13 protein-coding genes, 3 tRNA genes and 2 pseudogenes are annotated in these 25,184 nt (G+C 59.6%); 1 reads left to right on the top strand and 17 read right to left on the bottom strand.

Going from position 1 to position 25,184, the window contains the following annotated elements:
- Positions 1 to 3: 3 nt before the first annotated feature.
- From nuoF to QA646_RS04625, 10 genes and pseudogenes are all read right to left on the bottom strand, one after another.
- The gene (gene nuoF, locus QA646_RS04670) at positions 4 to 1,308 is read right to left on the bottom strand and encodes an NADH-quinone oxidoreductase subunit NuoF (protein ID WP_283057874.1); all 1,305 of its coding nucleotides are present in this window, start codon (positions 1,306 to 1,308) and stop codon (positions 4 to 6) included.
- Positions 1,309 to 1,357: 49 nt separating this feature from the next.
- Positions 1,358 to 2,146 (bottom strand): annotated as a pseudogene (nuoE, locus tag QA646_RS04665) (NADH-quinone oxidoreductase subunit NuoE); the annotation flags it as partial.
- A gap of 15 nt (positions 2,147 to 2,161) precedes the next feature.
- A complete protein-coding gene (locus QA646_RS04660) occupies positions 2,162 to 2,479 on the bottom strand; it encodes a hypothetical protein (protein WP_283057873.1) in 318 nt (105 codons plus the stop codon).
- The gene (locus QA646_RS04655; protein ID WP_283057871.1) at positions 2,479 to 3,669 is read right to left on the bottom strand and encodes an NADH-quinone oxidoreductase subunit D; all 1,191 of its coding nucleotides are present in this window, start codon (positions 3,667 to 3,669) and stop codon (positions 2,479 to 2,481) included. Before QA646_RS04655 ends, QA646_RS04660 begins: the two co-directional genes overlap by 1 nt.
- A gap of 60 nt (positions 3,670 to 3,729) precedes the next feature.
- Positions 3,730 to 4,062: pseudogene (locus tag QA646_RS04650) on the bottom strand (four helix bundle protein).
- A 90-nt stretch (positions 4,063 to 4,152) separates the two neighbouring features.
- Positions 4,153 to 4,755, bottom strand: a complete 603-nt coding sequence (locus QA646_RS04645) for an NADH-quinone oxidoreductase subunit C (RefSeq protein ID WP_283057870.1) — start codon at positions 4,753 to 4,755, stop codon at positions 4,153 to 4,155.
- An 18-nt stretch (positions 4,756 to 4,773) separates the two neighbouring features.
- The gene (locus QA646_RS04640) at positions 4,774 to 5,352 is read right to left on the bottom strand and encodes an NADH-quinone oxidoreductase subunit B (RefSeq protein WP_283057869.1); all 579 of its coding nucleotides are present in this window, start codon (positions 5,350 to 5,352) and stop codon (positions 4,774 to 4,776) included.
- Positions 5,343 to 5,708 (bottom strand): NADH-quinone oxidoreductase subunit A, encoded by a 366-nt coding sequence (locus QA646_RS04635; RefSeq protein WP_028754004.1) that lies wholly within the window; start codon positions 5,706 to 5,708, stop codon positions 5,343 to 5,345. Before QA646_RS04635 ends, QA646_RS04640 begins: the two co-directional genes overlap by 10 nt.
- 260 nt (positions 5,709 to 5,968) lie before the next feature.
- Positions 5,969 to 6,045, bottom strand: a tRNA-Asp gene (locus tag QA646_RS04630).
- A 50-nt stretch (positions 6,046 to 6,095) separates the two neighbouring features.
- A tRNA-Asp gene (locus tag QA646_RS04625) sits at positions 6,096 to 6,172 on the bottom strand.
- A 390-nt stretch (positions 6,173 to 6,562) separates the two neighbouring features.
- Here QA646_RS04625 and QA646_RS04620 point away from each other — a divergent pair.
- Positions 6,563 to 6,638, top strand: a tRNA-Val gene (locus tag QA646_RS04620).
- A 409-nt stretch (positions 6,639 to 7,047) separates the two neighbouring features.
- On the opposite strand, the gene QA646_RS04615 is transcribed toward QA646_RS04620, so the two are convergent.
- The 7 genes from QA646_RS04615 to QA646_RS04585 form a co-directional block, all read right to left on the bottom strand.
- A complete protein-coding gene (locus tag QA646_RS04615; protein WP_283057868.1) occupies positions 7,048 to 8,349 on the bottom strand; it encodes a capsular biosynthesis protein in 1,302 nt (433 codons plus the stop codon).
- Positions 8,346 to 9,926 carry a sulfatase-like hydrolase/transferase gene (locus QA646_RS04610; RefSeq protein ID WP_283057866.1) on the bottom strand — a complete coding sequence of 527 codons (1,581 nt, stop codon included), beginning with the start codon at positions 9,924 to 9,926 and terminating at the stop codon, positions 8,346 to 8,348. Before QA646_RS04610 ends, QA646_RS04615 begins: the two co-directional genes overlap by 4 nt.
- Before the next feature lie 173 nt (positions 9,927 to 10,099).
- Positions 10,100 to 10,903 (bottom strand): SDR family oxidoreductase, encoded by an 804-nt coding sequence (locus QA646_RS04605; protein ID WP_283057865.1) that lies wholly within the window; start codon positions 10,901 to 10,903, stop codon positions 10,100 to 10,102.
- An 18-nt stretch (positions 10,904 to 10,921) separates the two neighbouring features.
- Entirely contained in the window at positions 10,922 to 12,340 is a 1,419-nt protein-coding gene (locus tag QA646_RS04600) for an aminotransferase class I/II-fold pyridoxal phosphate-dependent enzyme (protein ID WP_283057863.1), read from the bottom strand.
- The gene (locus QA646_RS04595; protein ID WP_283057862.1) at positions 12,337 to 19,803 is read right to left on the bottom strand and encodes a type I polyketide synthase; all 7,467 of its coding nucleotides are present in this window, start codon (positions 19,801 to 19,803) and stop codon (positions 12,337 to 12,339) included. Before QA646_RS04595 ends, QA646_RS04600 begins: the two co-directional genes overlap by 4 nt.
- Before the next feature lie 332 nt (positions 19,804 to 20,135).
- Positions 20,136 to 21,314 (bottom strand): polysaccharide biosynthesis/export family protein, encoded by a 1,179-nt coding sequence (locus QA646_RS04590; RefSeq protein WP_283058966.1) that lies wholly within the window; start codon positions 21,312 to 21,314, stop codon positions 20,136 to 20,138.
- Positions 21,315 to 21,719: 405 nt separating this feature from the next.
- Positions 21,720 to 25,181: a YhaN family protein gene (locus QA646_RS04585; protein ID WP_283057860.1), complete on the bottom strand. Its 3,462-nt coding sequence runs from the start codon at positions 25,179 to 25,181 to the stop codon at positions 21,720 to 21,722.
- Positions 25,182 to 25,184: the final 3 nt, after the last annotated feature.

The following is a 25,184-nucleotide window of genomic DNA, read 5'->3' as shown; positions in this document are numbered from 1 at the left end:
TCCTTACTCGGCCGCTTCCAACACCGCGCCGTGGCTCGTGGCATTGGCCGTGTATTGGTCAATGCGCTTTTCGATTTCCGGACGGAAGTTGCGGATCAGACCCTGTACCGGCCATGCGGCGGCGTCGCCGAGCGCACAGATGGTATGGCCTTCGATCTGCTTCGTCACCTGGAACAGCATGTCGATTTCCCGCTTCTGCGCATTGCCCCGCGCCATGCGCTCCAGCACGCGCCACATCCAGCCGGTACCTTCGCGGCATGGCGTGCACTGGCCGCAGCTTTCATGCTTGAAGAAGGCGGAGATGCGGGCAATCGCCTTGATGATGTCGGTCGACTTGTCCATGACGATCGCAGCCGCCGTACCGAAGGACGACTTGACTTCGCGCAGACCGTCGAAATCCATCGGACAATCGATGATGTCGGCCGCCGGAACGACCGGGCACGACGCGCCGCCGGGAATGACGGCAAGCAGATTGTCCCAGCCGCCACGAATGCCGCCGCCGTGCTTCTCGACCAGTTCGCGGAAGGTGATGCCCATCGATTCTTCGACCGTGCAGGGACGATTGACGTGACCGGACAGCATGAACAGCTTCGTGCCGACGTTATTCGGACGGCCGAAGGACGAGAACCAGCCGGCGCCGCGACGCAGGATCGTCGGGGCAACGGCGATCGACTCGACGTTGTTGACAGTCGTCGGGCAGCCATAAAGACCCATGTTGGCCGGGAACGGCGGCTTCAGGCGCGGCTGGCCCTTCTTGCCTTCCAGGCTCTCGAGCAACGCGGTTTCTTCGCCGCAGATATAAGCGCCGGCGCCGTGATGAACAAAAACATCAAAATCCCAGCCGAGTTTGTTGTTTTTGCCGAGAAGTCCGGCATCGTAGCACTCGTCGATCGCGGCCTGCAAAGCTTCGCGCTCGCGCATGTATTCGCCGCGAACATAGATATAGGCCGTATTCGCACCCATGGCGAAACCAGCGATAACGCAGCCTTCGATCAGCGTATGCGGATCGTGGCGCATGATGTCGCGGTCCTTGCAGGTGCCAGGTTCGGACTCGTCGGCATTGACGACGAGATAGTGCGGGCGGCCGTCGCTTTCCTTCGGCATGAAGGACCATTTGAGGCCCGTCGGAAAGCCTGCGCCGCCGCGGCCGCGCAGACCCGATGCCTTCATCTCGTTGACGATCCAATCCCGGCCCTTTTCGAGGATCTGCTTGGTGCCGTCCCAGTGGCCGCGGCTCATCGCGCCTTTCAGGGATTTGTCCTTGAGACCGTAGATATTGGTAAAGATGCGATCCTGATCCTGTAACATACCTTACCTCTTACTCAGCCTTGTCGCCGACAGCCGTATTGTCTTTTTTGGCCGGAGCCGCCTTCGGATGCTCGGCGGGCAGCGCGCTCTTGCCGTCGGCCGGGCTCTTCAGCGCCGGATTGGTCTCGGCGTCGCCGCTGATGGGCCTTGCTGCCTCGGATGGCGGCAGAGCGACCGTTTCGGCGGCAACAACCTTAGCACTGGCCTTCTTCTTCGTCTTCGCCGCCGGCGAATCCAGAAGCGACGTCAAACCACCCTCCGGTGCCGAGAAAATACGATCGATCTGCGGACCGGTCGGGACTTCGCTGCCCTTGCCTGCGACAAATGCATCGATGATCTCTTCGAGACGTTCCGGCGTCAGATCCTCATAGGTATCCTTGCCGATCACGACCATCGGTGCGTTGACGCAGGCGCCCTGACATTCGACCTCTTCCCAGGAAAGCGTGCCCTCGGCATTGCGCTCCAGCGCGTGGTCGGAAATCCGGCTCTTGCAGACTTTCACCAATCCTTCGGCGCCGCGCAACATGCAAGGCGTCGTGCCGCAGACCTGAATATGGGCACGGCTGCCGACCGGATGCAGTTGGAACTGCGTGTAGAAGGTGGCGACTTCGAGCGCACGGATATAGGCCATGTCGAGCATATCGGCGATCTTTTCGATGGCCGCCTTGGTGACCCAGCCCTCTTGCTCCTGCGCACGCATCATCAGCGGGATGATCGCTGATTGCTGACGGCCCTCGGGATATTTCTTGATCGTCTTTTCAGCCCAAGCCGCGTTCTCCTGGTTAAAGGCGAAAGCGGCAGGCTGGAATTGATCTTCGGCTAGTCGACGAACGGACATCTTTCACGCCTTATCTCAGTTTAAGGACCCACACCGCGTATCCGTCAGAGACGAAAATTCGCAGGCATAGGCCGACTGGTCTTTCTGCATAAACACAACGAACTTGCCGCCGTTCGGCACGGCGGCCTTTATTTCATAGCCACGTGACACGAGATCGCCCATGGTCGATACCGCGCTCTGCGAAGCCGTATTTCCGCTCTTTGCACCATTCGCGCTTTTCGCATTCGAACCTTGCACGGAGATGCTGGGCAACGCCTGCGCCTTGCCGACCTGCTGAGCCGAAGCTCCGGAAGCAACGAGAAGAGCAGTAGCGATGACCGGCCAAAACTGCATCAGCGATCCACCTCACCGAACACGATGTCGAGCGAACCGAGCACGGCCGCGACGTCGGCAAGCAGATGGCCGCGGCACATGAAATCCATGGCCTGCAGATGCGCATAGCCCGGAGCGCGAATCTTGCAGCGATACGGCTTGTTCGACCCGTCGGAGACGAGGTAGACGCCGAACTCGCCCTTCGGCGCTTCGACGGCGGCATAAACCTCGCCGGCCGGCACGTGATAACCTTCGGTATAGAGCTTGAAGTGGTGGATCAACGCTTCCATCGAGCGCTTCATCTCACCACGCTTCGGCGGCACGACCTTACCGTCGAGAGAAGAAACCGGGCCGGTCTTGGCATCGCCGAGCAGGCGATTTACGCACTGCTTCATGATGCGGACTGACTGGCGCATCTCGATCATGCGGATCAGGTAACGATCGTAGCAGTCGCCGTTCTTGCCGATCGGAATGTCGAATTCGAGATCGGAATAGCACTCATAGGGCTGCGCGCGACGCAGGTCCCAGGCGGCACCGGAGCCGCGGACCATGACGCCCGAGAAGCCCCAGGCCCAACAGTCTTCCAGCGACACAACGCCGATATCGACGTTGCGCTGCTTGAAGATGCGGTTGCCGGTGAGCAGTTCGTCGATATCGTCGAGTGCCTTCAGGAAAGGATCGCACCAGTCGCCAATGTCCTGCACCAGCTTTTCCGGCAGGTCCTGGTGAACGCCGCCCGGACGGAAATAGGCCGCATGCATGCGCGAGCCGGAGGCGCGTTCATAAAACACCATCAGCTTTTCGCGCTCTTCGAAGCCCCAGAGCGGCGGCGTCAGCGCGCCGACGTCCATGGCCTGCGTCGTGACGTTCAGCAGATGCGAAAGGATGCGGCCGATTTCGGAGTAGAGCACGCGGATCAACTGACCGCGGATCGGAATGTCGATGCCGAGCAGCTTTTCGACCGCCAGCGCAAAGGCATGTTCCTGGTTCATCGGCGCCACGTAATCGAGGCGATCGAAATAAGGAACGGCCTGCAGATAGGTCTTCGATTCGATCAGCTTTTCCGTGCCGCGATGCAGCAGGCCGATATGCGGATCGACGCGTTCCACAATTTCGCCGTCCAATTCAAGGACAAGACGCAAAACGCCGTGCGCGGCCGGGTGCTGCGGACCGAAATTGATGTTGAAGTTGCGAACGTTGTGTTCTGTCATTGCAATGCGCTCCGCTTATTGCAGGCATTAGCCAGTAGGCAATAGGCAATAGTGTAACCGTTAGCTTTCATATTCATGTCGTTCGTCCTGCAACCGGCGGATAAGCGATCGCAGCATCTTTCCGATTTCATCACCCAAGGACATCGCCGCCTTGACTCGTTCCAGCGACGATCTCTACTCGTGTTGAAAGTATAAGATGCGTTTCCAATTCCTTCAGCGACCCTTGTGCGATCTTCAGGTGATGAACGTAGCCCCTGTAGCTTCTCGCCCATAACCTTCTGCAATGTTTGCTGCGACAGACACAGATGAGCGCCGTATCTGCGAAACCAAGCCGTAAATCTCTTCCTTCGGAAATTCCTTAGTAAGAGCGTAACATTCAACTGCAAGGTCCATGGCGCGCTGCCATACAGTAAGGTCCTAGTAGGAATTAATCGCCGTTTGCCGTTCTCCTATTGCCTATTGGCTACTGCCTACTGCCTGAGCTTACTGTTTCGCCTTCTCGTCACCCGGCAGCACATAATCTGTGCCCTCCCAAGGGGACAAGAAGTCGAAATTACGGAATTCCTGCCTCAGATCGACGGGTTCATAGACGACACGCTTGGCGGCGTCGTCATAACGAACTTCGACGAAACCGGTCGTCGGGAAATCCTTGCGCAGCGGATGACCTTCGAAGCCGTAGTCGGTCAGCAAGCGGCGGAGATCCGGGTGGCCGGTGAAGAGAACACCGTACATGTCCCAGGTCTCGCGCTCGAACCAATCGGCGCCGGGATAGACGCTGCAGGCCGACGGAACCGGCTGGTCTTCCGCAACCGGAACCTTGATGCGGATGCGCAGGTTCTTCTTCGGCGACAGCAGATGGTAGACGACGTCGAAACGATCGGGACGCTGCGGCCAGTCGACGCCACAAATGTCCGTCAAGTTGACGAAGCCGCATTTGGCATCGTCACGCAGGAACGTCAGCAGCGCGACGATGTTTGCGGCAGATGTCGTCACGTTCAGCTCGCCGTACTTGATCTCGAACGACGAAATCAGAGCACCGCGAACTTCCGTGAGATAGGTGGCGAGCTCGTTCAGGGCTTCACTCATATTGCCTTGTCCCCTGCCTTACCGTTCGATCGTGCCGGTGCGCCGGATTTTCTTCTGCAGCAGAAGCACGCCGTAGAGCAGCGCCTCAGCCGTGGGAGGACAGCCCGGTATATAGATGTCGATCGGCACGATGCGGTCGCAGCCGCGCACGACCGAATAGGAATAGTGATAGTAGCCGCCGCCATTGGCGCAGGAGCCCATCGAGATGACGTAGCGCGGTTCCGGCATCTGGTCGTAGACCTTGCGCAGAGCCGGAGCCATCTTGTTGGTCAGCGTGCCGGCGACGATCATGACGTCGGACTGGCGCGGCGAGGCGCGCGGCGCGAAGCCGAAGCGCTCGACGTCGTAACGCGGCATGGAAACCTGCATCATCTCGACAGCGCAGCAGGCAAGACCGAAGGTCATCCACATCAGCGAGCCGGTACGGGCCCAGTTGATCAGCTCGTCGGTCGAGGTGACCAGAAAACCCTTGTCGGCGAGTTCATTGTTGATCTCGCCGAAGAACGGATCGTTGCTGCCGACAGGCTTGCCGGTTGCGGGATCGATGATCCCCTTCGGCTGCGGCGCGACGAGCATGTTGCCTTGAGCTACTCCCATTCGAGCGCCCCCTTCTTCCATTCATAAATAAAGCCGATGGTCAGCACCGCCAGGAACACCATCATCGACCAGAACCCGAACCAGCCGATCGCACCGAAGGATACGGCCCAGGGGAAAAGGAAGGCGACTTCCAGGTCAAAGATGATGAAGAGAATCGACACGAGATAGAAGCGGATGTCGAACTTCATGCGGGCGTCGTCGAATGCGTTGAAGCCGCACTCGTAGGCCGACAGCTTTTCCGAATCAGGCGCCTTGAAGGCGACGGCAAACGGCGTGATCAACAACGCCAGGCCGATCACCACGGCAATACCAATGAAAATAGCTATCGGAATATAGGAACTGAGCAGTCCAGTCATCATGTCCATCCCTGCTTGCCATGTGCGCCGGGGTGGCGCCTCTGAGCAAATGCCCAAGCCAAGCGAAAGAGCGTTGCAACAGAGCCGTGGTTAGCGCAGCCGGAGCGCGGGCGCAAGCCTTTTGAATATGTCGTTTCAAGCACCACCGAACCGGACTGATCAACAGGCTGTAACGATATCGCGACAAATCCGCGCAAATGCAAAACGGCTTTTTCGCAGTCGCAGCAAATTGATGATTGATTGTAATGACTTGAAACAAATGGCGCGAGTGACGGGGCTCGAACCCGCGACCTCCGGCGTGACAGGCCGGCACTCTAACCGACTGAGCTACACCCGCGCATCGTTTGACCTCTCGGTCGTGCGAAATCCGGCGATTGTGCTTTGAAATGGCGCGAGTGACGGGGCTCGAACCCGCGACCTCCGGCGTGACAGGCCGGCACTCTAACCGACTGAGCTACACCCGCACTTCATTTCAAGCATACCGGATGCTTTCGCACCCATCAAAGCGGCCTCGCCGTTCGATGAGCGGCTAACTACGGGGTTCGCGTTTGGGTGTCAAGCAGGTTTAAATACAAATCCATGACAGAGCACGAATTGTTTTCGCGACGGCCGCCGGCACGTTTCCGCTCCGCCGATTTGGCATGGCAGGTTCGCGCTCCGCGCATTTCAAAGACAGCTCATAAGCCGCGCTGTCCAAGCCAGCTTTGGCCGCAGCCGTATGATCTCGATATCCGCCAGCCATGCCGTGGCATCAAAAAAATCAAAAAATCTTCACAAACACTCTTGCGGTTTTTCGTCGTTCCGCATAGATCACGGCCACCGAACGCGGCGGGGCAATGACCCGCTAGCATGAAGGGCGATTAGCTCAGTTGGTAGAGCGCCTCGTTTACACCGAGGATGTCGGGAGTTCGAGTCTCTCATCGCCCACCATTTTCCAAAGATATAGTTGATTGACTGAGATAGCGGTTTGGTAGCGCTTTTTGCGGATCGAACGATGCGGATGCGCTATTCAGCGTTCCGCTTAATAATTCCCCGTAATCACGATCGTCAGAAGTACCGCTGAAACAAGCACAAGGGCTGCGATGATCGCGAGCAGCTCCTTCAGCATAAAGCGTTCCATCTTGCTGCCATTCATGGCGTTTGCTCCCTGCAAACCGCTTATTCGCCCTCTGTCCCAACGCCGAATCGATGCATTGGGTTCAACGCGAATCTCCCATACGTGGACGATATGTCAATTTCAGGATCAATGATCCAAAAGGTCACTCTTATGTTTAGCGGAAGATGAACACTGGCTTTCCGAGTGTGATCAAAACTGCTTGTTAGGCGATCGACTGAGCGATCAGGGAATATTGATCTTTGTCGGCCTTTGCCGAGGCGGCGGATCGATAAAGGCGGCCGGCAGGTTGATGCTCCGCGACAGAAGGCGCTCGACGATCGCATCCGATGCCGCCCGTGCGCCGACACGAGAGTAGAAATTCCCGCGCACCTGTATCGATGCGGCAAGCAGTTTCAGAAATGCATTGCGAACGCCGATTAGCGGCCTGCCTGGATTGCCCCAGAACAAGTCCAGCGGCTTTTGATCGGTCAGACCGTCGATATCGTAGATAGCCGCTCCAAGCGCTTTTACCGGCCTCTCAGCTTGAAGGGCGGAAAGCGCGGCGGTGGAATTGACCGTCACCATGCCCTGGCTTGCCGAGATCAGTCTTTCGAGGTTGCCGCCGTCGATGAAATGGATGCGAGAAGACAAGGCGAGCTTTGCGCCCATGCCGTGGATATAGCCTCTCCAATCGACAAGCCCATTGTCGAGCGGATGGAGCTTTATCACCAAATTCGTATCCGGCGCTGCGTGCGCGGCGAACGACCGCATGATCTGCCTGATGGCATCCTGCTGCCGATGAAATGGCGAGTGCGAGCGCAGTTGATAATCCGTCTGTAGCTGCAGGGGATAGACGAAGAATCGCGTTTCGTCGGCGATCAAGCGTTCGATCGTAGCCTCTGCCTCCCGCGCGCGCCTGCCGCTCGACGGCAGCCGACAAAGCCAGCCCGCATATTCCACCAGCGGATGATAGAGCGCATGACGCCGATAGCCGGGATGGAGAAACCACAGGAAAGCGTTGGGGAGATTATAGAGAAGGTCGTATGCCGCCTCCGCCAGAAAACTATGACTGAACCGGCGGGTCCAATCCGGCTCGGGAAGGCTCGCCGCAGCCTGGACAATGTAGAGCGGATCGACAGGAAAACGGGAATTGGACGACATTCCGTCACGCTCTAGCGTCACCCAATCCGGCCGCAGATATCCCATCTCGACAACGTTGATGCTGGCGGAGCGCCGCCTCGCCTCTTCGATGGCGACCTGATGATACGGGCGCTCTTCTCCGAGAAGAATCACGTCCGTGATCTTGTCTGCCTCGATTCGGCGGCGAACGTAGCTGCGCCAGCCGGCAAAGCCGCCGCGATAATTGAAGGCTCCGCGACGACGCCAGAATATCCAATCGCCGGGGTTCAGGTTGATGCGAATACAGCGATGGCCCGCGGCTTCCAGCGCCCTGGCGATTTCGGAAAAAAGCGGCGAGGACGGTCCCTGCAAGAACAGAAAGACGCGCTGAGAAGCCCCCGCATCTCTTTGCCCGTCAGCCGTCACTCCGGAACCTCGGTGCTGAGGCCGGCATAACGCAGCAGCGTGCCGATGAGATTCCAGGGCGCTTCTTTCTGCGGCGGCAATGGCTTTTGCGAGTGTGACCGCGCACGGCCGAGCGGAACGATGATGTAGTCCGTGCGCGGATCCGGAAAGGGATCGGCAAAGGCCTTCAACAGCGGCGCGTGATCGCCATAGAACAAAAGCCACACAGGGCGATCGAGCCGATCCAGATGATGCGCGAGATTGCCCAGCGCATGGTCCGCGCGCATCAGCAGCTCGCTATAGATATCCACCGGATTCGTCAGGTCGCCGCAGCGGCCCGGCTCCCAAGGCCCATGATTCGCCATGGAAGCGACGAAGACGAAGTTTTTGCCGGCGCCGTCCTCGTCGATGGCTCGAATAACGCTTTTCGTCAGCGACAGGTCGCTGACATAGGGGCCATCGCGTTCGGGCCGGTGGTCGAACTCGTCCAGCATCATCATGCGGTCGAAACCAAGCTGCGGCATGGCCCTGTGGCGCAGGAAAAAAGTCTTGTCGTAGGGGTGGATGAATTGTGTCTTCCAACCCGCCTTCCGCAGCCGTTGCGGCCAGACGACATCCTTGTAGTGGCTGGCGCGCAGATAGGGGTAGCTCGCGTCGATATGGACGTTTTCAGGCAACAACCCGCTCAGCACCGCAAATTCGGTGCGCAGCGTATAGCCGCCTTCGAAGACGCTTGTCATGCGGCCCCATTGCGCTGCCTGATCCCGTAGCCGGTCCAGATTGGGCAGCTTGATATTTTCCGCGCCGAAATGCCGGAGATCGATGAAGGATTCGGATTGCCATATGACGATCAACGGCTCGTCGCCATGTTCCCATAGATCATGAAGGGCGGAGATGAACCGTTCCGATAACTGCGTGACAATGGCCTCGCGCCTGACGCCCACCCAAATGACGAAATGAAAAACGACGGATTCGAAGGTGCCAAACCTGACCGTATCCTTCTTGACGTCGATCTTGCCGAGGACGTTCTGCGTGAAACGGCAGACGGGCCCGCTGACGACCCTGCTGAACAAGGCGAGCCAGGGGCCGAAGGCCACCGCCAACATCACGAGGATCCAGAGGAAGCCGTGGTGGTCGGGCAGGATCGGCGGTTCGAAATACATATAGAGGGCGCTGACGCCGAACACATAGGAAAGCGCGATGACCCAGAAGACGATGTTCAGAGACGTCGCGTAGAAAATCTCTTTGTATTTGAAAACGTCGACCACCAGGGCGATGTCGGAGAAAACCAGAGGCTCGCGGATGAACTCGAATTTTGCACGCGATATTCCGGTGAAGATGACGAAAAAACTGATCGCGCCCTGCGCACCGTAGATCGGACGCCAGGAGATCGCGAAGAAAAACGCATAGACGAGAGCGATGACGGGAATTCTTGCCGCCCACTCGAAGGCCAGGCGCTTCAGACTTCTCTTTGTATGATTTTGCTTGTTGACGGCGGCAGGCATCGCAAAGGGGTCGGTCAGGAAAATGACGACACAGGAAAAAGCGAAGCAGGCAATCGTCAAAAGAGCCGGAAAATCATGAAGTCTCAAAACCATACCGTCCAAATACCATAATCGGCGGCAGCTCCCTCAAAACCAGAGAAAACCCGCCAATTCCAAATTCTGTCGTTTTTTAAGCGCGTCCCATCAGGCGCGCTGGAGCATCACATGAATTATGGAAATCGCGTTCAACCAAAGCCTTTGTCGTTCGAGCGCGCAAGGCTTTCATCTCATCCTTGCTCAATTATTTTTCGAAGCTTGCGGGAATACCACCATATCAACGGCGGCTTTATCAGCGGGCCGAAATAGGCGAGAGCGGTCAGCGACAATCCAAAGTGAATTCGGGTCCTGCCGCGGTCGAGGCCGCGGACGATTTTTGCCGCCACGGCTTCCGCTTTCCACGGCTTGACCGTGCCCATCAGAAGCTCCGCTTCCGCCGGTCGCATCGACATTTCACGGCTATATTGTGGGGTGAGCGTATCCGGCGGAAAACAGATGGAGACACCAATGCCCGAAACGGCCGCCTCGGCGCTCAACGCCTCTGCAAAGCCGATCAATGCCGACTTGGAAGCGCAATAGGCGGTGTAGCCGTAAATGCCAATCAAAGCAGCGCCGGATGAGATCATCATGATCTTGCCAGCGTGACGGGTCTTCATGCCGTTGTAGACAGCACGCACAATATTCGCCGTCCCCAGGAGATTCGTGGCAATCTGCTCCTCGAAAACCGTCGCCGGCATGATATCGAAAGCAGAAGGTTCTACGATCCCGGCCGACGCGATCAGAATGTCGCAAGGCCCGAAGGCGTGCTCGCAGGTCTCAACGGCCTCAGAAACTTGATTGGCGGACGCGACATCGACGGAGGCTATCTGGATGCGAGAAAGATCGACGCCCGACATCGCCGCAATCTCGATACGCGCCTGTTCCAAACGCCCGGAGTGGCGAGCGAGAAGAGAAACCCGGTCGCCCCTGGTGGCATAGAGCTTGGCGATCGCTAGACCGATTCCGCTTGAGCCTCCGGTGACGATGATATGCATGGACTGAGCGCCTTAAGGTTATGGCTTTCCGCTAGCCTGACGCACCGGCAACAACTGCATCACCTTTTCCATATCGATGGACGCCAAGCCGAAATTCCGATCCTGCAAATCTTGAAGTCTCTGCGCGGTGACAGCGACGGAACGGCGGATTTGCTCTTCGGTATGATTGCAGGTGATGAAAAAGCGTAGGCGGGCCATGCCTTCCGGCACGGCCGGATGAATGATGGGCAGCACATTGACGCCTTCACTCAGCAGATCATTGGAAAGCTGCACCGCTCGCAGCGAATCGCCGACGATGACGGGAACGACGGAAAAGCCGAGGCTCAAACCAGTATCGAGGCCGGCTTCCCGAGCGCATTGCAGGAAAAGATTGCCGTTGCGCCTTAGCCGGGCAGCTCTCTCCGGTTCGGATTCCAGGATTTGCAGGCCGGCCATGGCCGCTGAAGCCAGAACGGGGGCAAGGCCGACGCTATAGACGAAGCCGCCCGCCTCCGCCTTCAGGATATCGGCAAGCGCACGACTGCCGGCGATATAGCCGCCACAGCTTGATGTCGTCTTCGAAAGCGTACCCATCCAGATGTCGACCTCGCGCGGATCGACGCCGAAATGTTCGAAGGTGCCGAGGCCTTTTTCGCCGAGTATGCCAAGCGCATGGGCCTCGTCCACCATCAGCCAGAAGCCGTAGCGGGCCTTCAGTTTCAACAGCGCCGGGAGATCGGCGACATCGCCGTCCATGGAATAGATGCCTTCGACAATGACGAGGATGCGGCGAAAGTCGGAAGACAGCGTCTTTAGGATGCTTTCTAGATTTTCGGCGTCATTGTGCTTGAACAGGCGCCGCGCCGCGCCGGAAAGCTTGATGCCGGCAAGGGCGCTGTTGTGGATGAACTCGTCATGAACGACGAGATCCTGCGGTCCCAGCAAACAGCCGATGGTCGCCACATTGGTCAGATAGCCGCTGACGAAACAGACGGCGGCATCAACGCCATAGAGCTTGGCGAGCTGTTGCTCCAGCTCGACATGCACCGGCCGCTCGCCGGCAACAAGGCGGCTGGCCGAGGCAGAGATGCCAAAACGATCGATAGCTTCCTTGGCACGGGCTGCCACGAGCGGGTCGGTATTGGTAGCCAGATAGTCGTAGGAGGCGAAATTGACGAATTCCCTCCCGCCCATCTTTGTCGTCGCACCGGCGGCAGTATCATGCGAGCGGTAGAAGGGATTGGTAATGCCAGCCATCTCGCCGGCAATCTTCTGCGTCATGACGCGCTTGTATTCCGGCAAATCCTCAAAGCGCAGGGCTTGGCGAATCGGCTGCTGCGGTTGCCTGTTCAACCGCTCCACTCGATTGCGTCCGGAGGATTCATTGGCACGGCGCATCTGCTCCAGCAGGCTGCTTTTCTTATCGCCGGGCGGGGTATCATTGGCATCCTGCGTCATGACTGTGCGGCTCTCTTCTGCGGCGATTGCAGGGAGTGGCTTTGGACCAATCGGCTGACCACCTGATCGTCGCCCGCCGCCGAACCCTCGGCCTCCGCGCCACCGCGATTCATGACCCGATCACGCAGGCGGCTGACAACATCGCTGACCGTCGTCCCCTCTCCGATGCCGCTCAAGGGAATGTCGAAACCCGTCTTCTGCTGGAAGCTCATGCCGAGCTCCATCGCCATCAGACTGTCGAGGCCGATATCTTTCAGCACCTTGTCCGGCGTAATCGTATCTTCGGTCACACGCAGGATCGCAGCAATTTCCGAGGCGACGATCTCATGCAAAGCGCCCTGCGCCTCGTCCTCGGATTTGCCTTTGATCAACTGAGCGAGATCGATGATGTCGCCATCGTTCAGGGACTGATGATCGCCAGCTTGGCGCATCAGCGGCTCAAACAGCGACCGAGCGGCGATCGGCAGCATGCGCGCCGCGCTCCAATCGATTTCGGCGATCATAACGGCTGCGGCATCGATCTTGCCGGTATCGGCAAGCATGTAGCGTTCGACCTGCTCCAACGCATCGCGCGCCTTCAGGGCCGCTTTGCCGATACGCTTGGACAAGAGTTCGTTGACCTCGATATTGCGGGCAAGAAATCCTTTGTCCGCGATGGCGCCGAAGCCGACGGCGAGCGCCGGCAGACCGGCGGCGCGGCGTGCGCGCGCCAAACCCTCAAGGTAGCCGTTTGCGGCGACATAATTCGCCTGGCCCGGATTGCCGAGCATCGTCGTCGCCGACGAAAACAGCAGGAACAGCTCGAGGTCATCTTTCTCAGTCAATCGATGAAGATTGTCGGCGCCTCGGACCTTAACGTCGATGACCGGCCGATTGCGCTCCGGCGTCAGGTTGGCGAGAAGTGCATCGTCCAGGACCATGGCGGCGTGGATGATGCCTCTTAGCGCGCCCTCGGCGCGAAGAGAGCCAAGCAGCGTCTCGACAGCGACCTCATCGGTGATATCGCAGGCGTGCAGCGTTGCCGTGACGCCTCTCTTCTCCCATTCGCCCACGGTCTTCAGCGTCTCCTCGTCAGCGACACCCCGACGCGAGCACAGTGCGATGCGGCGCGCGCCCTTGGATACCAGCCAATCGGCTGCCGCGAGACCGAAACCGCCGATACCGCCCGCCACGAGGAAAATACCGGCGGGATCGAGCCGCAGCGACTTGGCCGGAGCCGGCAAGACAGAATCGACCCCAAGAACGGGCGGACGAACGACGATCTTGCCGATGTGACCGGCGTTCTGCATCAAGCGGAAAGCGCTGCCGATTTCGTCATAGCCAAAGGCACGGTAAGGCAACGGTGTCAGCTTGTGATCGGCGAAGAGCTGACCGATTTCCGTAAAGATCCGCTTCGTCAAGGCGGGAGCGTTGACCAGCAATTGGTCAGCGTCGATGCCGAAATAGCTGATATTGCGGCGGAAAGGGCGCAGCCCGATCTTGCGGTCGGAATAATAATCGCGCTTACCCAGTTCCAGGAACCGCCCGAACGGTTTGACCAGCTCGATGCTCCGCTCCATCGCTTCGGAGAACAGCGAATTCAGCACGAGATCGACGCCTTCGCCCCGGGTAATGTGGCGAACGCCCGCGACGAAATCCAGCGAACGGGAATCGAGCACATGGTCGACGCCGAGCATTTGAAGGAAACGGCGCTTCTCGACCGTGCCGGCGGTGGCGATGACCTTGGCCCCCTTGAGCTTGGCGATCTGCAGCGCAGCAAGGCCGACGCCGCCGGCGGCACCGTGGATCAGGATGGTTTCGTCCGGCTGGATGCGCCCGAGCTCGACCATAGCGTAATAGGCGGTCAGGAAGGCAACGGGCACCGTGGCTGCGGCGAGCGTGTCCATCGTCTCCGGCAACCTGGTGACGCCGTCCCGGCGCACGCGCACATGGGTCGAAAACGCAGCCGGACCGATGCCCATGACCTTGTCGCCTGGCTGGAGATCACCGACATCAGAGCCGGTCTGCAGCACGCGGCCGGCGAACTCCATGCCGATCGTGGCGCCGGCAAACCCATCCTCCAGCGCCTCTTCCGGCAACAGGCCCATCGCCCACATGACGTCGCGGAAATTGAGGCCGGTCGCTTCGACGGCAATGATGACCTCGTCGTCTGACGGTGCCGGCAAATCCGCCTCTTCCCAAACGACGCTGTCCAGCCGGCCGCTCGTATGTTGCCGGATGGTCGCCGCGGCAACGTCGCGGCGGTTCGTCTCGGCCACCCCGAAAGGACCCGCTACGGCCCGGATTTCACGGATATCGCCGGTTACCCTGTCGAGCACCCACTCCCCGTTATTGCTCTCGGTGAAAAGAAGGGTCTCGATGGCCGCAATCGCCCGCTCGTCGTCCGTTTCGGCGTCAAGGAGATGTACGTCGAAGCCGTCATATTCGTTCTGCAGCACGCGCGCGAAGGCCCACAATCCAGCATTGGCGCTATCAATCCGGCCCTTGGCGAGCGGCGAACCGCCCGGAGCCACGATGACAAGGCGCGGTCTGTCGCCCTCCGCATATCTGGTAAGTGCGTCGGCCAGCTCTCTGAACACCTCAAGCCGCATCCGCGACAGATCGGACGGGCTGCGACCGCCCTCCCGTTCCGCCACATAGAGAATTCGGCGCGGATGATGGGACGCCAGGACACCGGCGAGGTTCGAAGATCCTGCCCCGATACCGACAGCGATCACCTGCATATCGGAAAAACCGATGCCCTCCCCGCGCTCGGACAGAACCAAAAGCGGCGCGTTGGTGCGGGACAGAGCAGGCTCATCTTCGATTTGACGTTCCGATGCAGCCGCTGCGGTGATCAGCCCCCCTTCCGGGAAAACCTGCTCCTCGGCCTGCGCCTTGCCGAAACCGAGCATTGCGAGGATATCCTCGACCTGCTGCAACGTACCCAATCGGCCGATCGGGAATTCAGGCGACTGACTGCCGGCGAACCATCCTTCCGACAGGCCGAAGGCAAAATCGTTGAAGACGCTCGGCGCGCGATCGGCAAAAAGGAGTTGCGCACCACGCGCCGCAGCGCCGCGGATGGCCGCCTTCAGGTCCTCGTCGTGCGATAGAAGACGCTGGCTCTGATCACCACATGCGATGATAACGTCGGCGAGCGGCTGATCGGCAAGCTTGCCGGGCTCCGCGACGGTGACATGCGCAGCTCCTTCAAAGGCGATTTCGAGCGCGCGGCGAACCTGCTCTCGCGGCTCGGCTATGATCAGACTCGCGCCGGCGCCGGCGGCGATCGCTGCCAACCGCTGGCTGAAGGCCGTGGATGTCGAACCCGCTTCCAAAATGTGCCCGATGCTGCCGGGATTGGCCTCGACGGTAGCCATCAGCGCCTCAGCAATCAATGAAAGCCGCCTGCTGCTCAAGGGCGAGTGAACGAGCACGTGCTCCAGCGTCGCTCCTCCAGCCGCATGAGCTATTGTCTCGGCCCGCTGTTGGCCAAGCACATACTTATGGACGGCGGCCAGACGCTCCAGGGTTTCGCGATAGGCATTGTTGACAAGAATTGCTTCGGCAACCCGGCCGGCATCCTCGCGATAAAGCTCCTGCAGGACTTCGCTCACCGTGGGCAAGGTAAAATCGAGCGGAATATGCCATCCGCCGTCAACAGCCGAAGCAATGCCGGCATCCTCCAGAATATAGAGGCAGTTGATCAGAAACGGCCGGAATTCCGGATCGTCGGGAAGGTTTGAAAGCGAGAGCGCTCCGTCTCTGGCTGCGATCGCCAGGGCGGTCTCGTGACATGCCCGGTAGATCGCCGCATCGAGAAGCAGGGTCGCATTATTGAGCGAATGATTTCCGTCGAGGCGGCGCAGCACCGAAGCATCCGGCACCACCACGTCGGATGCTGATCGACCTCTAAAAATCGTCGATGGCACGGTCTCATAGTGGAAGGCGACGGAATCGAGCGTCGTGTGCCGGCGCAGATAGGTGCGGCGGAAGCGGCAATCGTCGAAAACGGCAATCTCATCGCCATCGCCGCCGAACATCCGAAAACGGGCCTTGATCGAATTCTTGCTGAACCGATCGATCTCTATGACCGCTTTGACAACCGGTTTTCTCTTGCCGGCGACCCGCACGGTGCCGAAACGAACCGGGATATAGGGAGCTCCAGCCTCGTCCCCTGACAGTTGATCGAAGAGCGCGACGAGACCGTGGAACGCCGCATCGATCGACATCGGATTGAGGTTGAAGGTCACGAACGGATGGGTGGGCGCCGCAGCCGGCTTGAGGTCCACTTCAATGACGTTGCGCCCGAAGGCGACAGCTTTCGACAGAAGCTGGAAACGCGGACCATATTGCAGCCCGAAACGCTCCGCCATCTCATAGGTCTTCTCGGACGTCAGGACGGATTTCTGCTCTTCGAGCCGCCATGTGGCTTGCCCCTCGGCATAGTCCTTTCCGATCGACTTGCGGCCACGCGCGACTGCATGAACAGTCCAGTCGTCGTTGCTCAGCCGCTCACGCGAGCGGATCTCGATGTCACCGGTCTCCGGGGAAAGGATGGTCGAGAGTTCCATCATCCTGTCCTGGCGCAGTTCCAGAGGCCTGACGATTTCGAGGTTGCCGATCTCAACCGCATCGGTTTGATAATATCGCTGAACCGCCGTGACGGCGATCTCAATGAAACCACTGCCTGGCAGGATCGACTTGCCGTCGACGACATGTTCGGCGAGGCCCGCGAAGAGATGCGCATCCAGATGGTTCTTCCAGGTGGAGGCGTTGGGGTCCGTCCGCCAGCCGAGCAAGGTGTAGGGGCTCTTACCGTCGCGGCCGAAAATGTCGATTTCGTCCGTCGTCGGCTGCGAACGCAACTCCACGGGCTCGAACGGCAAAGGCGGCAGCTTGACGAAGGCGTTGCGGGTGGCGCTGCCGCGCGAACGCAGCGCCGGCGCGCCATGCGCGACAGCACGCGCAAAGGCCTGCGAAACCGGATCGCGGCCGGCGAGCCCTGGCTCCCGCAGCAATGTCGGTATCACAACCGCCTGGACGGACGCCTGCTTGGCGATTTCAGTCACATAATTCAACAGGATCGGACGCGGGGCAATTTCAATGAAGAGGTTGCACCCCATCGCCATCGCCGCCTGACAAGCACTCTTGAAAAGCACGGGATCGCGGACGTTACGCCACCAATATTGTGCGTCCAGCACGCGACCGTCACAGACGGCGCCGGTCACCGTCGAAATGAAGGTGCCGACGCCGGCATCCGGCGCGACATCAGGCAGATCGGCCAGAAAGGCTTCCTTCGCACGATCGATGATTGGATGATGGAAGGGATAGTTGATGTCGAGAATATGCGCGACGATCTGCGACTTGCGGGCCGCCTCCTTGAATGCTTCGATCTCATGGACAGGGCCGGAAATCGTTATCGAATTCGGCGCGTTGATCGCTGCGATGCAGATGTTGTGGAGATCGTGCGATTTGGCGAAGGCGAGTGCTGCGTCCTCGTTGAGAACGACCGCAGCCATCCTGCCTTCTCCGGCAAGAAGATCCTGATGCAGCGAGCGCTTGGCGACGATGGCGACCGCCTCGGCAGCCGTCAGCGCTTTGGCAGCATAGGCAGCGGCAATTTCACCGACGGAGTGGCCGAGAACGGCATCAGGCTTCACGCCCAACGCCGAAAAGCAGTCCGACAGCGAAGCTTGAATTGCAAAAAGCAGAGGCTGCGCGATCTTGGTGTCGGCGAGCCGCAGGGATAAATCGGAGGAAACCAGAATATCCGTGAGCTTCAAGCCGAGATAATATTCGAAGAGCGCGCTGAATGACTGAAAACATTGCCGGAAATGGCTGTTTTCCCGATAGGCCTCGACGCCCATGCCCACCCATTGCGAGCCGTTACCGGAAAAGACGAAAGCGATCTTGACCGCCTGCGCCGGCGCTTCGCCGACTTCACCGACGGAATTTTCACCGCCAAGATGCGCATCGATCGCCGCGAGCACTGCGGCACTGTCTTTGGCCTTGGCTGCGAAACGATGGCGCATCGGTTCGCGATTGGCAGCGGCGGACGCGATGATCTGCCGGGCCTCCTTAGGCTCTGCACTCTCGATGCGGCTCCGGTAGTCTTCGAGCAGCTTCGAGAGCGCCGTAGCCGTATGGGCGCTTACCGTGAAAATCGCGCCTTCGCCCCGCAACTGAGGTACGGGTGGAGCGACCGGATCAGGATCGCTGATGACGACATGGGCATTCGTGCCGCCGAAACCGAAGGAATTGATGCCGGCAAAGCGTGGCCGTTTGGCCGGAAGGAGCTCAATGGCCGATGTATTGACCCGAACGTTCAATCCTTCGAAATCGATGGTTTCATTCGGCTGCTCGAAATGCAGCGATGCCGGCAGGAAATTATTCTCCAGCGCAATCATCGCCTTCAGCAGGCCAAAGAGCCCGGACGCGGGCTCGGTATGGCCGATATTGGATTTGATCGAGCCGACGGGCACTGGCGCCCGGCGGTTCCGGCCGATGACATCGCCGATCGCCCAGATCTCGGCGGGATCGCCGACCTTGGTTCCCGTACCATGACCTTCGATGAAGGCAACCCGATCGACGTCGATGTTTTGCCCTTCGTAGATCGAACGCAGCAAAGCGGCCTGTGCATCGCGCGAGGGCAACGAAATCCCATTCGTACGGCCGGACGAATTCACCCCGACAGCGTGGATACGCGCATGACTGCGGTCCCTTTCGCGCAAAGCGCGATCGGTCCTACGCAGGATGATAGCCGCGCCGCCTTCCGCACGAACGTAGCCGTGGCCGTTGTCATCGTAGGCACGGCAAAGCCCTTCCGGCGACAGCATGCGCGCCTGGGAAAAGCCGACGAAGGAGAGCGGATGAAGCAGAAGGTTGACGCCGCCGACGATCGCCGTATCGATATCGCCGCATTCCAGCGCCCTCACCGCCTGGTCGAGCGCCACGAGCGAAGACGAACAGGCCGTATCGATCGTCATGCTTGGGCCACGCAGGCCAAAAATATGCGAAATGCGGTTGGAGACGATCGAGAGCGTGTTGCCCGTCATAAAATACGGGCTACCGGAGGCCGGGTCTTCGGCGGTGAGATTGCCATGGTCGAGCGAGGAAGCGCCCACATAGACGCCGACCCTTTCACCTTCGAAACTGTCGACGGGCAAGTTCGCATCTTCTAAAGCCCGCCAGACGAGATTCAGAAGAATGCGCTGCTGCGGATCCATCTGCATCGCCTCGCGCTGCGAGAGGCCGAAGACTGCCGGGTCAAAAGCGTAGATATCCGCCATGACACCGGCGGCGTAACTATAAGTCTTTCCTTGCGTGCCGACGACGGGGTGCCAAAAACGCGCGAGATCCCAGCGTTCATCGGGGATCCGGCTAACCGTGCAACGTCCTTCCTTGAGGACGAGCTGCAGCTCTTCAATCGAACCCGCCCCCGGGGCAATACTCGCCCGCCCGATAATTTCAACCGTCATGATCTCTCGGCGTCGTCTTTAAAATTGCATAGGATGAAAGTAGCCATATTTGCTTATCAACTGTTCACACCATAATTGCCCGCAGTTGTCACCTGCAAAAAACCGAGTTCAGAACACCATATCAATAAACAACGCGAACATGAGCCGAAGTGGATAGGCTCGGCCGACCACAACCCCTTATAGAAGACCCGCCGTCGAAATTCAAACACACGACGCAGCCTACGGATTCAGCCGTTCTCTGTGGATCGACGAATCCCTGTCTTTCGACAATGCGATTATGCCGGCGAGCCTCGCAACTCCCGGCAAAGCGTCGCCTCGCGGTCAAGCCGGCGTCATTGTCCCAGATTGACCGCTGTCGCAGCGCCCTGGGAGGCTATATTGAGCGGTGCGCCGACAAGCGTCAGGAATTTCCTGATATCGACCGAGGGGTGACGCGATACATAGATGACGTCGCGGCTCTTGATGGGGAATGTCTGGCCGACGATAAGGCTGTCGGGATGCGACATGTCGAACTTATAGACGATCGGGTAGCGTCCCTTGGAATCCGGCACCATTCCCTTGCGCACCAGCTCTTGGAAGCGAGCGCCGCCGAGCAGATTCTGAACGATTTCCGGCTCTTCATACCGGAACAGGAAAAACCCTTGCGCATTGGCGGCTTCATCAACCGCCCCGTGACCCAGGGCGACAGCCTCCAGCAGATTCAGGTCATTGGCCCCAAACTCAAGACGTCCGTCACCCTTGACGGCACCAAGAAGAGTAAAGGTCCTGGGATCACGCACGAGGAAAATCTGGTCGCCAGGCTGAACGTAAATATCTTCAGTGGGATGTTCGATGATCGATTTCAGCAGAACTGTCCCTGTCCTGTTGCCGCGAACCAACGTCACATAGGTCTCGTAAGGTTGGGTGACGGGACCACCTGCCTTGGCAATCACCTGCGTGATCTTTTCGCCGGTCAAATCCAAGGGAACCAGCGACGGGCGGCCGACAGCGCCGGAAACAGTCACGGTGCGCGATGATGTGCCCATGCTCGTCACGATGACGTCCGGTTCGACGGCCTTGGTGGCCAGCGCCGCCAGAATAGCTTGCCGGGCCTGTTCCAATGTCTTACCGGCAAACTTGACCGTGCCGGCATAGGGAATGGCCGCAGTCCCATCCGGTTGGACGATAATATCCAAAGATACCTGCTTCGACTGGGCCGTCGAGAACAATCCGTCGGCACCTGCCTCGAAGATCGTCACCTTAAGCGAATCGCCGACGCCGATAACAACCCGGCCTACAGGGCCGCCTATCCCGAATCGGCGGTTGAGTGCGCTGGAAACGTAATCCGAGACAAAGCGCGCCGTACGGCTGTTTATGTCGACGACATCGAAGACCGCCACATTCTTGCGCCCAAGCTCCGCACCCGATTGCCCGGCATCATCATCTATCGCACCGGCCAGCGGCCCTTCGCTCGAGACGGAATTACATCCCGCCAGAACTACGCAAACTAGTAACGCCGCCCCTACGCGAATCAATTGAATAACCTCAAAATCAATATCGGCCGACCTTACCGACTCGGGTCAGGACAGCGCATTATTCATAAAATCCGTCGGCGCCCTGAAAAGCATAATGGGAGCCCCTCAACAAGCCGATTTAGCACGAGTACCGTGAAAAAAATTTGTATGCGATCTTATAAGCATACTTCCAAATTCACGCTACGGCAGCATATCCCTACGGTATAGGCTGAAAACGGAAATAAGGCAATTTCTACGGGAATTCTCTAAGCAATTTAAATTAATATTCACTGAACGATAAAGGAATCCATTAAGTAATGACATCAAGCAGTTTGAAATCTTCCACGGCCGAAACGGAAGAAGCGAAGGCGAGCACCTTTTCCTTTTTATGAGGGCGCCCTTGTGATGGCCGATGTCGGCGCTTTACAACTGGATCAGATCCAGGTCCTTGCCGATATCCCGTTTGGCAATCTCGACCAGGCTCATTTCATGGGTGAAAAGAATGGTCTGGAAACGCTCCGCCGTGCCGACAAGCGCCTTCAGGCCGGCGCTGACGCGGTCATCGTCGAAGGTCTGGAAGATGTCGTCGACGATCAGCGGCGCGGGCTCGTTGCGGAACGAATAATCTTCGAGGAAGGCAAGCCGCAGTGCGAGATAAAGCTGATCGCCAGTACCCTCGCTCAAGCCGTCCAGCGGCACGCGCTCGCCGCCCGAGCGCTCCGCCAGCAGTTGCAGAGCGTCCCTCTCGTCATGTTCCTCGACCAGCCGCGCAAAGCGCTGGCCGGTCAGTAACGAAAACAGGTCCCCTGCCCGCTTGATGACGGGGTCGGCCTGCTGCTCGCGATAGGCCTCCATCGAGCTTGCCAGCATCCGTGCCGCGAGTTTCAGCACCACCCATTGCCGCGCCAGGTCCTTGGCTTCCTGCTCCGCAGAGAGCTTCTCGAAGACGGCGTGTTCGGAGCTGACGCCGGTCTCCAGCGCGCGCCGCTGACGCTGGTTTTCCGACAAGCGCGCCATCAATTCACCATGCACGGTGAATTGCCGGAGATCTTCGCCAGTTAGCCGCTCGATCTCCAACTCCGCCGCGACGCGCTCGAAGCCGGCGAGCTGAGCGCGGGTTTCATCCTCGCTGTCGCCGTCGGCCTGCTGGCGGAAACGGTCGCGGCTTTCCATCAGCCTGGTGTTCAACCGGGCACGTTCGCGCAGGCGTGACAGCAAAGCCGGCAGATCGGCATCCTCCGGCAGATCGGAGGTCAGACGGTCAAGGGCAGCCATCACCTTTGCAACCGCGTCACCGCAGCGGATAGCCTGCGCCTCTGCGCGCTGTCGCTCCTCGTCGAGCTGATCGTGCTTCTTCTGTTCACCGCGCGCCGCATTGGCGCGAGCGTGCAGCGCTTCGGCTGCGGCATCCGGCGGCAAATGATCGAGTTCATAGCCGGCGGTTGCGGCAAGTGTGGCGAGCCGGCGCTCGAAATCGGCCATGTCGCGGCGCATGCCGCTGACACGGCGTCGACGGTTGTCATGCTCCGCCAAGACATCCGGAAGCTCCGTCCATGCCTTCAAGGCAGCGGCAGCCATTTCCAGTGTCGCATCGGCAGAAAGACCGAACGGCAACACGGCTTTGCCGAATGCGTCGCGCCAACCGACTTGCCGCCGCTCGATATCTTGGCTCTGCTCACCAAGACGCGTCAGCCGGTCACGCGCCGAAGCGATCTCGCCTTCGCGCGTGCGGCTTTCATTCCAGCGCTCCGAGAGCAAGCGAAGATGTTTTCGCAATCCTTCCGCCATGGCGCCTGGCGGCAGTCGAGCACTTTTATAACCGGTGGCGTCGGCGATATCTTTCAGTGCCGGAGAAACGCGCGCTTCAGCAAGGGCAGCTTCATCCCGCTCGTCCACGAGATCATGCAGAGCCCGGCGCTCCCGCAATAGTCCTTCAACTGCGCGCCGCCATTCCAGCATGGCCGCCGAATCGAGGGCCGTGACACCGCAGGGCTCGAAGAGTGCGGCAAAGGCGGCGAGCGCCTGTGCCGACGTTTCCTCGTGCTGCCGCACTCGCTTCGCCGCGGCCTCGCGCTCCCGCCGCAGCCGCGCCTGACGCAACAGGTTGTCCGCATGGCGCGAAACCCGGTCCGCATCGCTCAGTGCCGCATCGGCCAGGCGATCCGCTTCCGCAAGGCTCGTCGCGAAACTGGCGATCGCTTTGCCTTCGGGAGCCCTGCCACCATCCGCCAATCCATCGCGGATCGATTGCCATAGGACATCACGCGCGCCCCTAGCGTCGGCGATCTGTTCGCGCGTGACGATCGAACCTGTACGCTCGGCATCCTCCAGCGCCCGCTCGATCTCGGCCAACTGCTCATCATAGACGCGCACCTTGTCCGATGCCTCGCGGAAGCTATTGCGGGCGGCATCGATCGTCTCGCGATGCGTGGCGATCTCGACTGTGTCCGGCAACGGCGCGGTGGATAGCGCCTCGACATCCGCAACAGGAGGGCGCAGGCGGGCGGCGGCTTCGTGAAGGTTCGTTTCGGCACGGCGGATTTGTGTCTCCAGCGCATCAAGACCGGCAAGAGCAGCCAAGTCACTACCCAGTGACTCCAGTTGGTCAATATGAGGCCGGGGATCGATCAAACGGCCGGAGAGGCCGTCTCTCTCCAGCGTCGCGAGCTGGCCGCGCTCACTCTCCAATTGCTCTGCGATGGCCTGAGCCCGGAGCTGCAATCGCCTGCCCTCTTCCACCAGTTCGGAGAGGCGCGCGCAGTCGGCGTCGCTCGGCTGGCGCTTTTCCAACTGAGCAATATCTGAAAAGCCGAGGCGGCGGGCAAGCTGTACGAGCGCAGCGTCATAACCGGCCAATTCCTGATCGACGCGCGGTAGATCCTGACGCTGGCTGCGATAGTTGCCAGTGTCGGCAAAGAGCTGCGTGATGTCGCCCGATATCTGCAGCAGAGTTTCGTCTATCTCAATCGACGACAGCTCTTCGTCGGTGCGAGTGGCCAGTTGCTGGGCACGGCGCAGCTCGTCCTCGGCGGCGCGCTTATCGCTGAGGCTTTGCTCCAGCCGATCCGCAAAGCTGTCCGGTAGCGCCGAGAGATCGGCGAGGCGATCGAGAGCTGCGACCTCGCCATCGATTTCGGCCAGCAGCGGCTGCAGCGTCTTCAATCTCTGCAGCCGGTCGAGCGCCTGCCGCGTCTGGCGGCGCTGGTCCTGCAGGCGCTCCAATTCCGTTTCCAGTTCCGCTGCTTCCGCCAGCAGCTTCTTCCAATCGCCGGATTTGAGTTCATTGTCGCGCTCGGCCTTGCGGGCCTCGTCATGGCGGTCCAGCGCCCGATAGAAACTGCGATCCTTCGACCGACGCGGCGCATAGATGCCATCCGCTTCACCCTCAAGAGACTGCCGCAAGCGAGAGAGGCCGGTGAGGCCGGAGGCGGCGGAAAACAACAGGCTGCCGATCTCGCCGCCACTGTGCAGCATGGCGGTCGCTCCCTGGCGCAACCGGAGGGAATCGAGGCCAAAGGCGCGTTCGAAGACGTCTCGGCTCAAATTGCCGAGGAATGGCGCCAAGGCATCTTCCGCAAGCGGCGTCTCCTTATCGTCAGGCGCGAGCAAAGTGTTCTTGCGCCCGCGGCGGCGGCGGAAAGCGAGCATGGCACCGTCCCGCGCGCTGATTGTCGCGCCGACACGCAGGCTCGTCGGCTCGTGCAGGAAGCTTTGTTCGGCCGCAGCGGGGAAGCCGAAAAGCAGATCGGAAATGGCGCTGAGCGCCGAGGACTTTCCGGCCTCGTTCGGCCCGTAGATGACATGCAGTTTCGCGCCGGCGCGAAAATCGAGCGTGCGCTCGGTCAGCGCGCCGTAGCGGAGAATGTCGAGCCGGTCGAAGCGCATGGG

This window comes from Rhizobium sp. CB3090 (genome assembly GCF_029714285.1).
Lineage (GTDB): Bacteria > Pseudomonadota > Alphaproteobacteria > Rhizobiales > Rhizobiaceae > Rhizobium.
This window is presented reverse-complemented; position numbering and strand designations above follow the sequence as displayed.

Excerpts from the sequence above, each read along its gene's own strand:
- nuoF (WP_283057874.1), bottom strand. The coding sequence starts at position 1,308 with ATGTTACAGGATCAGGATCGCATCTTTACCAATATCTACGGTCTCAAG.
- QA646_RS04660 (WP_283057873.1), bottom strand. The coding sequence starts at position 2,479 with ATGCAGTTTTGGCCGGTCATCGCTACTGCTCTTCTCGTTGCTTCCGGA.
- QA646_RS04655 (WP_283057871.1), bottom strand. The coding sequence starts at position 3,669 with ATGACAGAACACAACGTTCGCAACTTCAACATCAATTTCGGTCCGCAG.
- QA646_RS04645 (WP_283057870.1), bottom strand. The coding sequence starts at position 4,755 with ATGAGTGAAGCCCTGAACGAGCTCGCCACCTATCTCACGGAAGTTCGC.
- QA646_RS04640 (WP_283057869.1), bottom strand. The coding sequence starts at position 5,352 with ATGGGAGTAGCTCAAGGCAACATGCTCGTCGCGCCGCAGCCGAAGGGG.
- QA646_RS04635 (WP_028754004.1), bottom strand. The coding sequence starts at position 5,708 with ATGACTGGACTGCTCAGTTCCTATATTCCGATAGCTATTTTCATTGGT.
- QA646_RS04610 (WP_283057866.1), bottom strand. The coding sequence starts at position 9,926 with ATGGTTTTGAGACTTCATGATTTTCCGGCTCTTTTGACGATTGCCTGC.
- QA646_RS04605 (WP_283057865.1), bottom strand. The coding sequence starts at position 10,903 with ATGCATATCATCGTCACCGGAGGCTCAAGCGGAATCGGTCTAGCGATC.
- QA646_RS04600 (WP_283057863.1), bottom strand. The coding sequence starts at position 12,340 with ATGACGCAGGATGCCAATGATACCCCGCCCGGCGATAAGAAAAGCAGC.
- QA646_RS04595 (WP_283057862.1), bottom strand. The coding sequence starts at position 19,803 with ATGACGGTTGAAATTATCGGGCGGGCGAGTATTGCCCCGGGGGCGGGT.
- QA646_RS04585 (WP_283057860.1), bottom strand. The coding sequence starts at position 25,181 with ATGCGCTTCGACCGGCTCGACATTCTCCGCTACGGCGCGCTGACCGAG.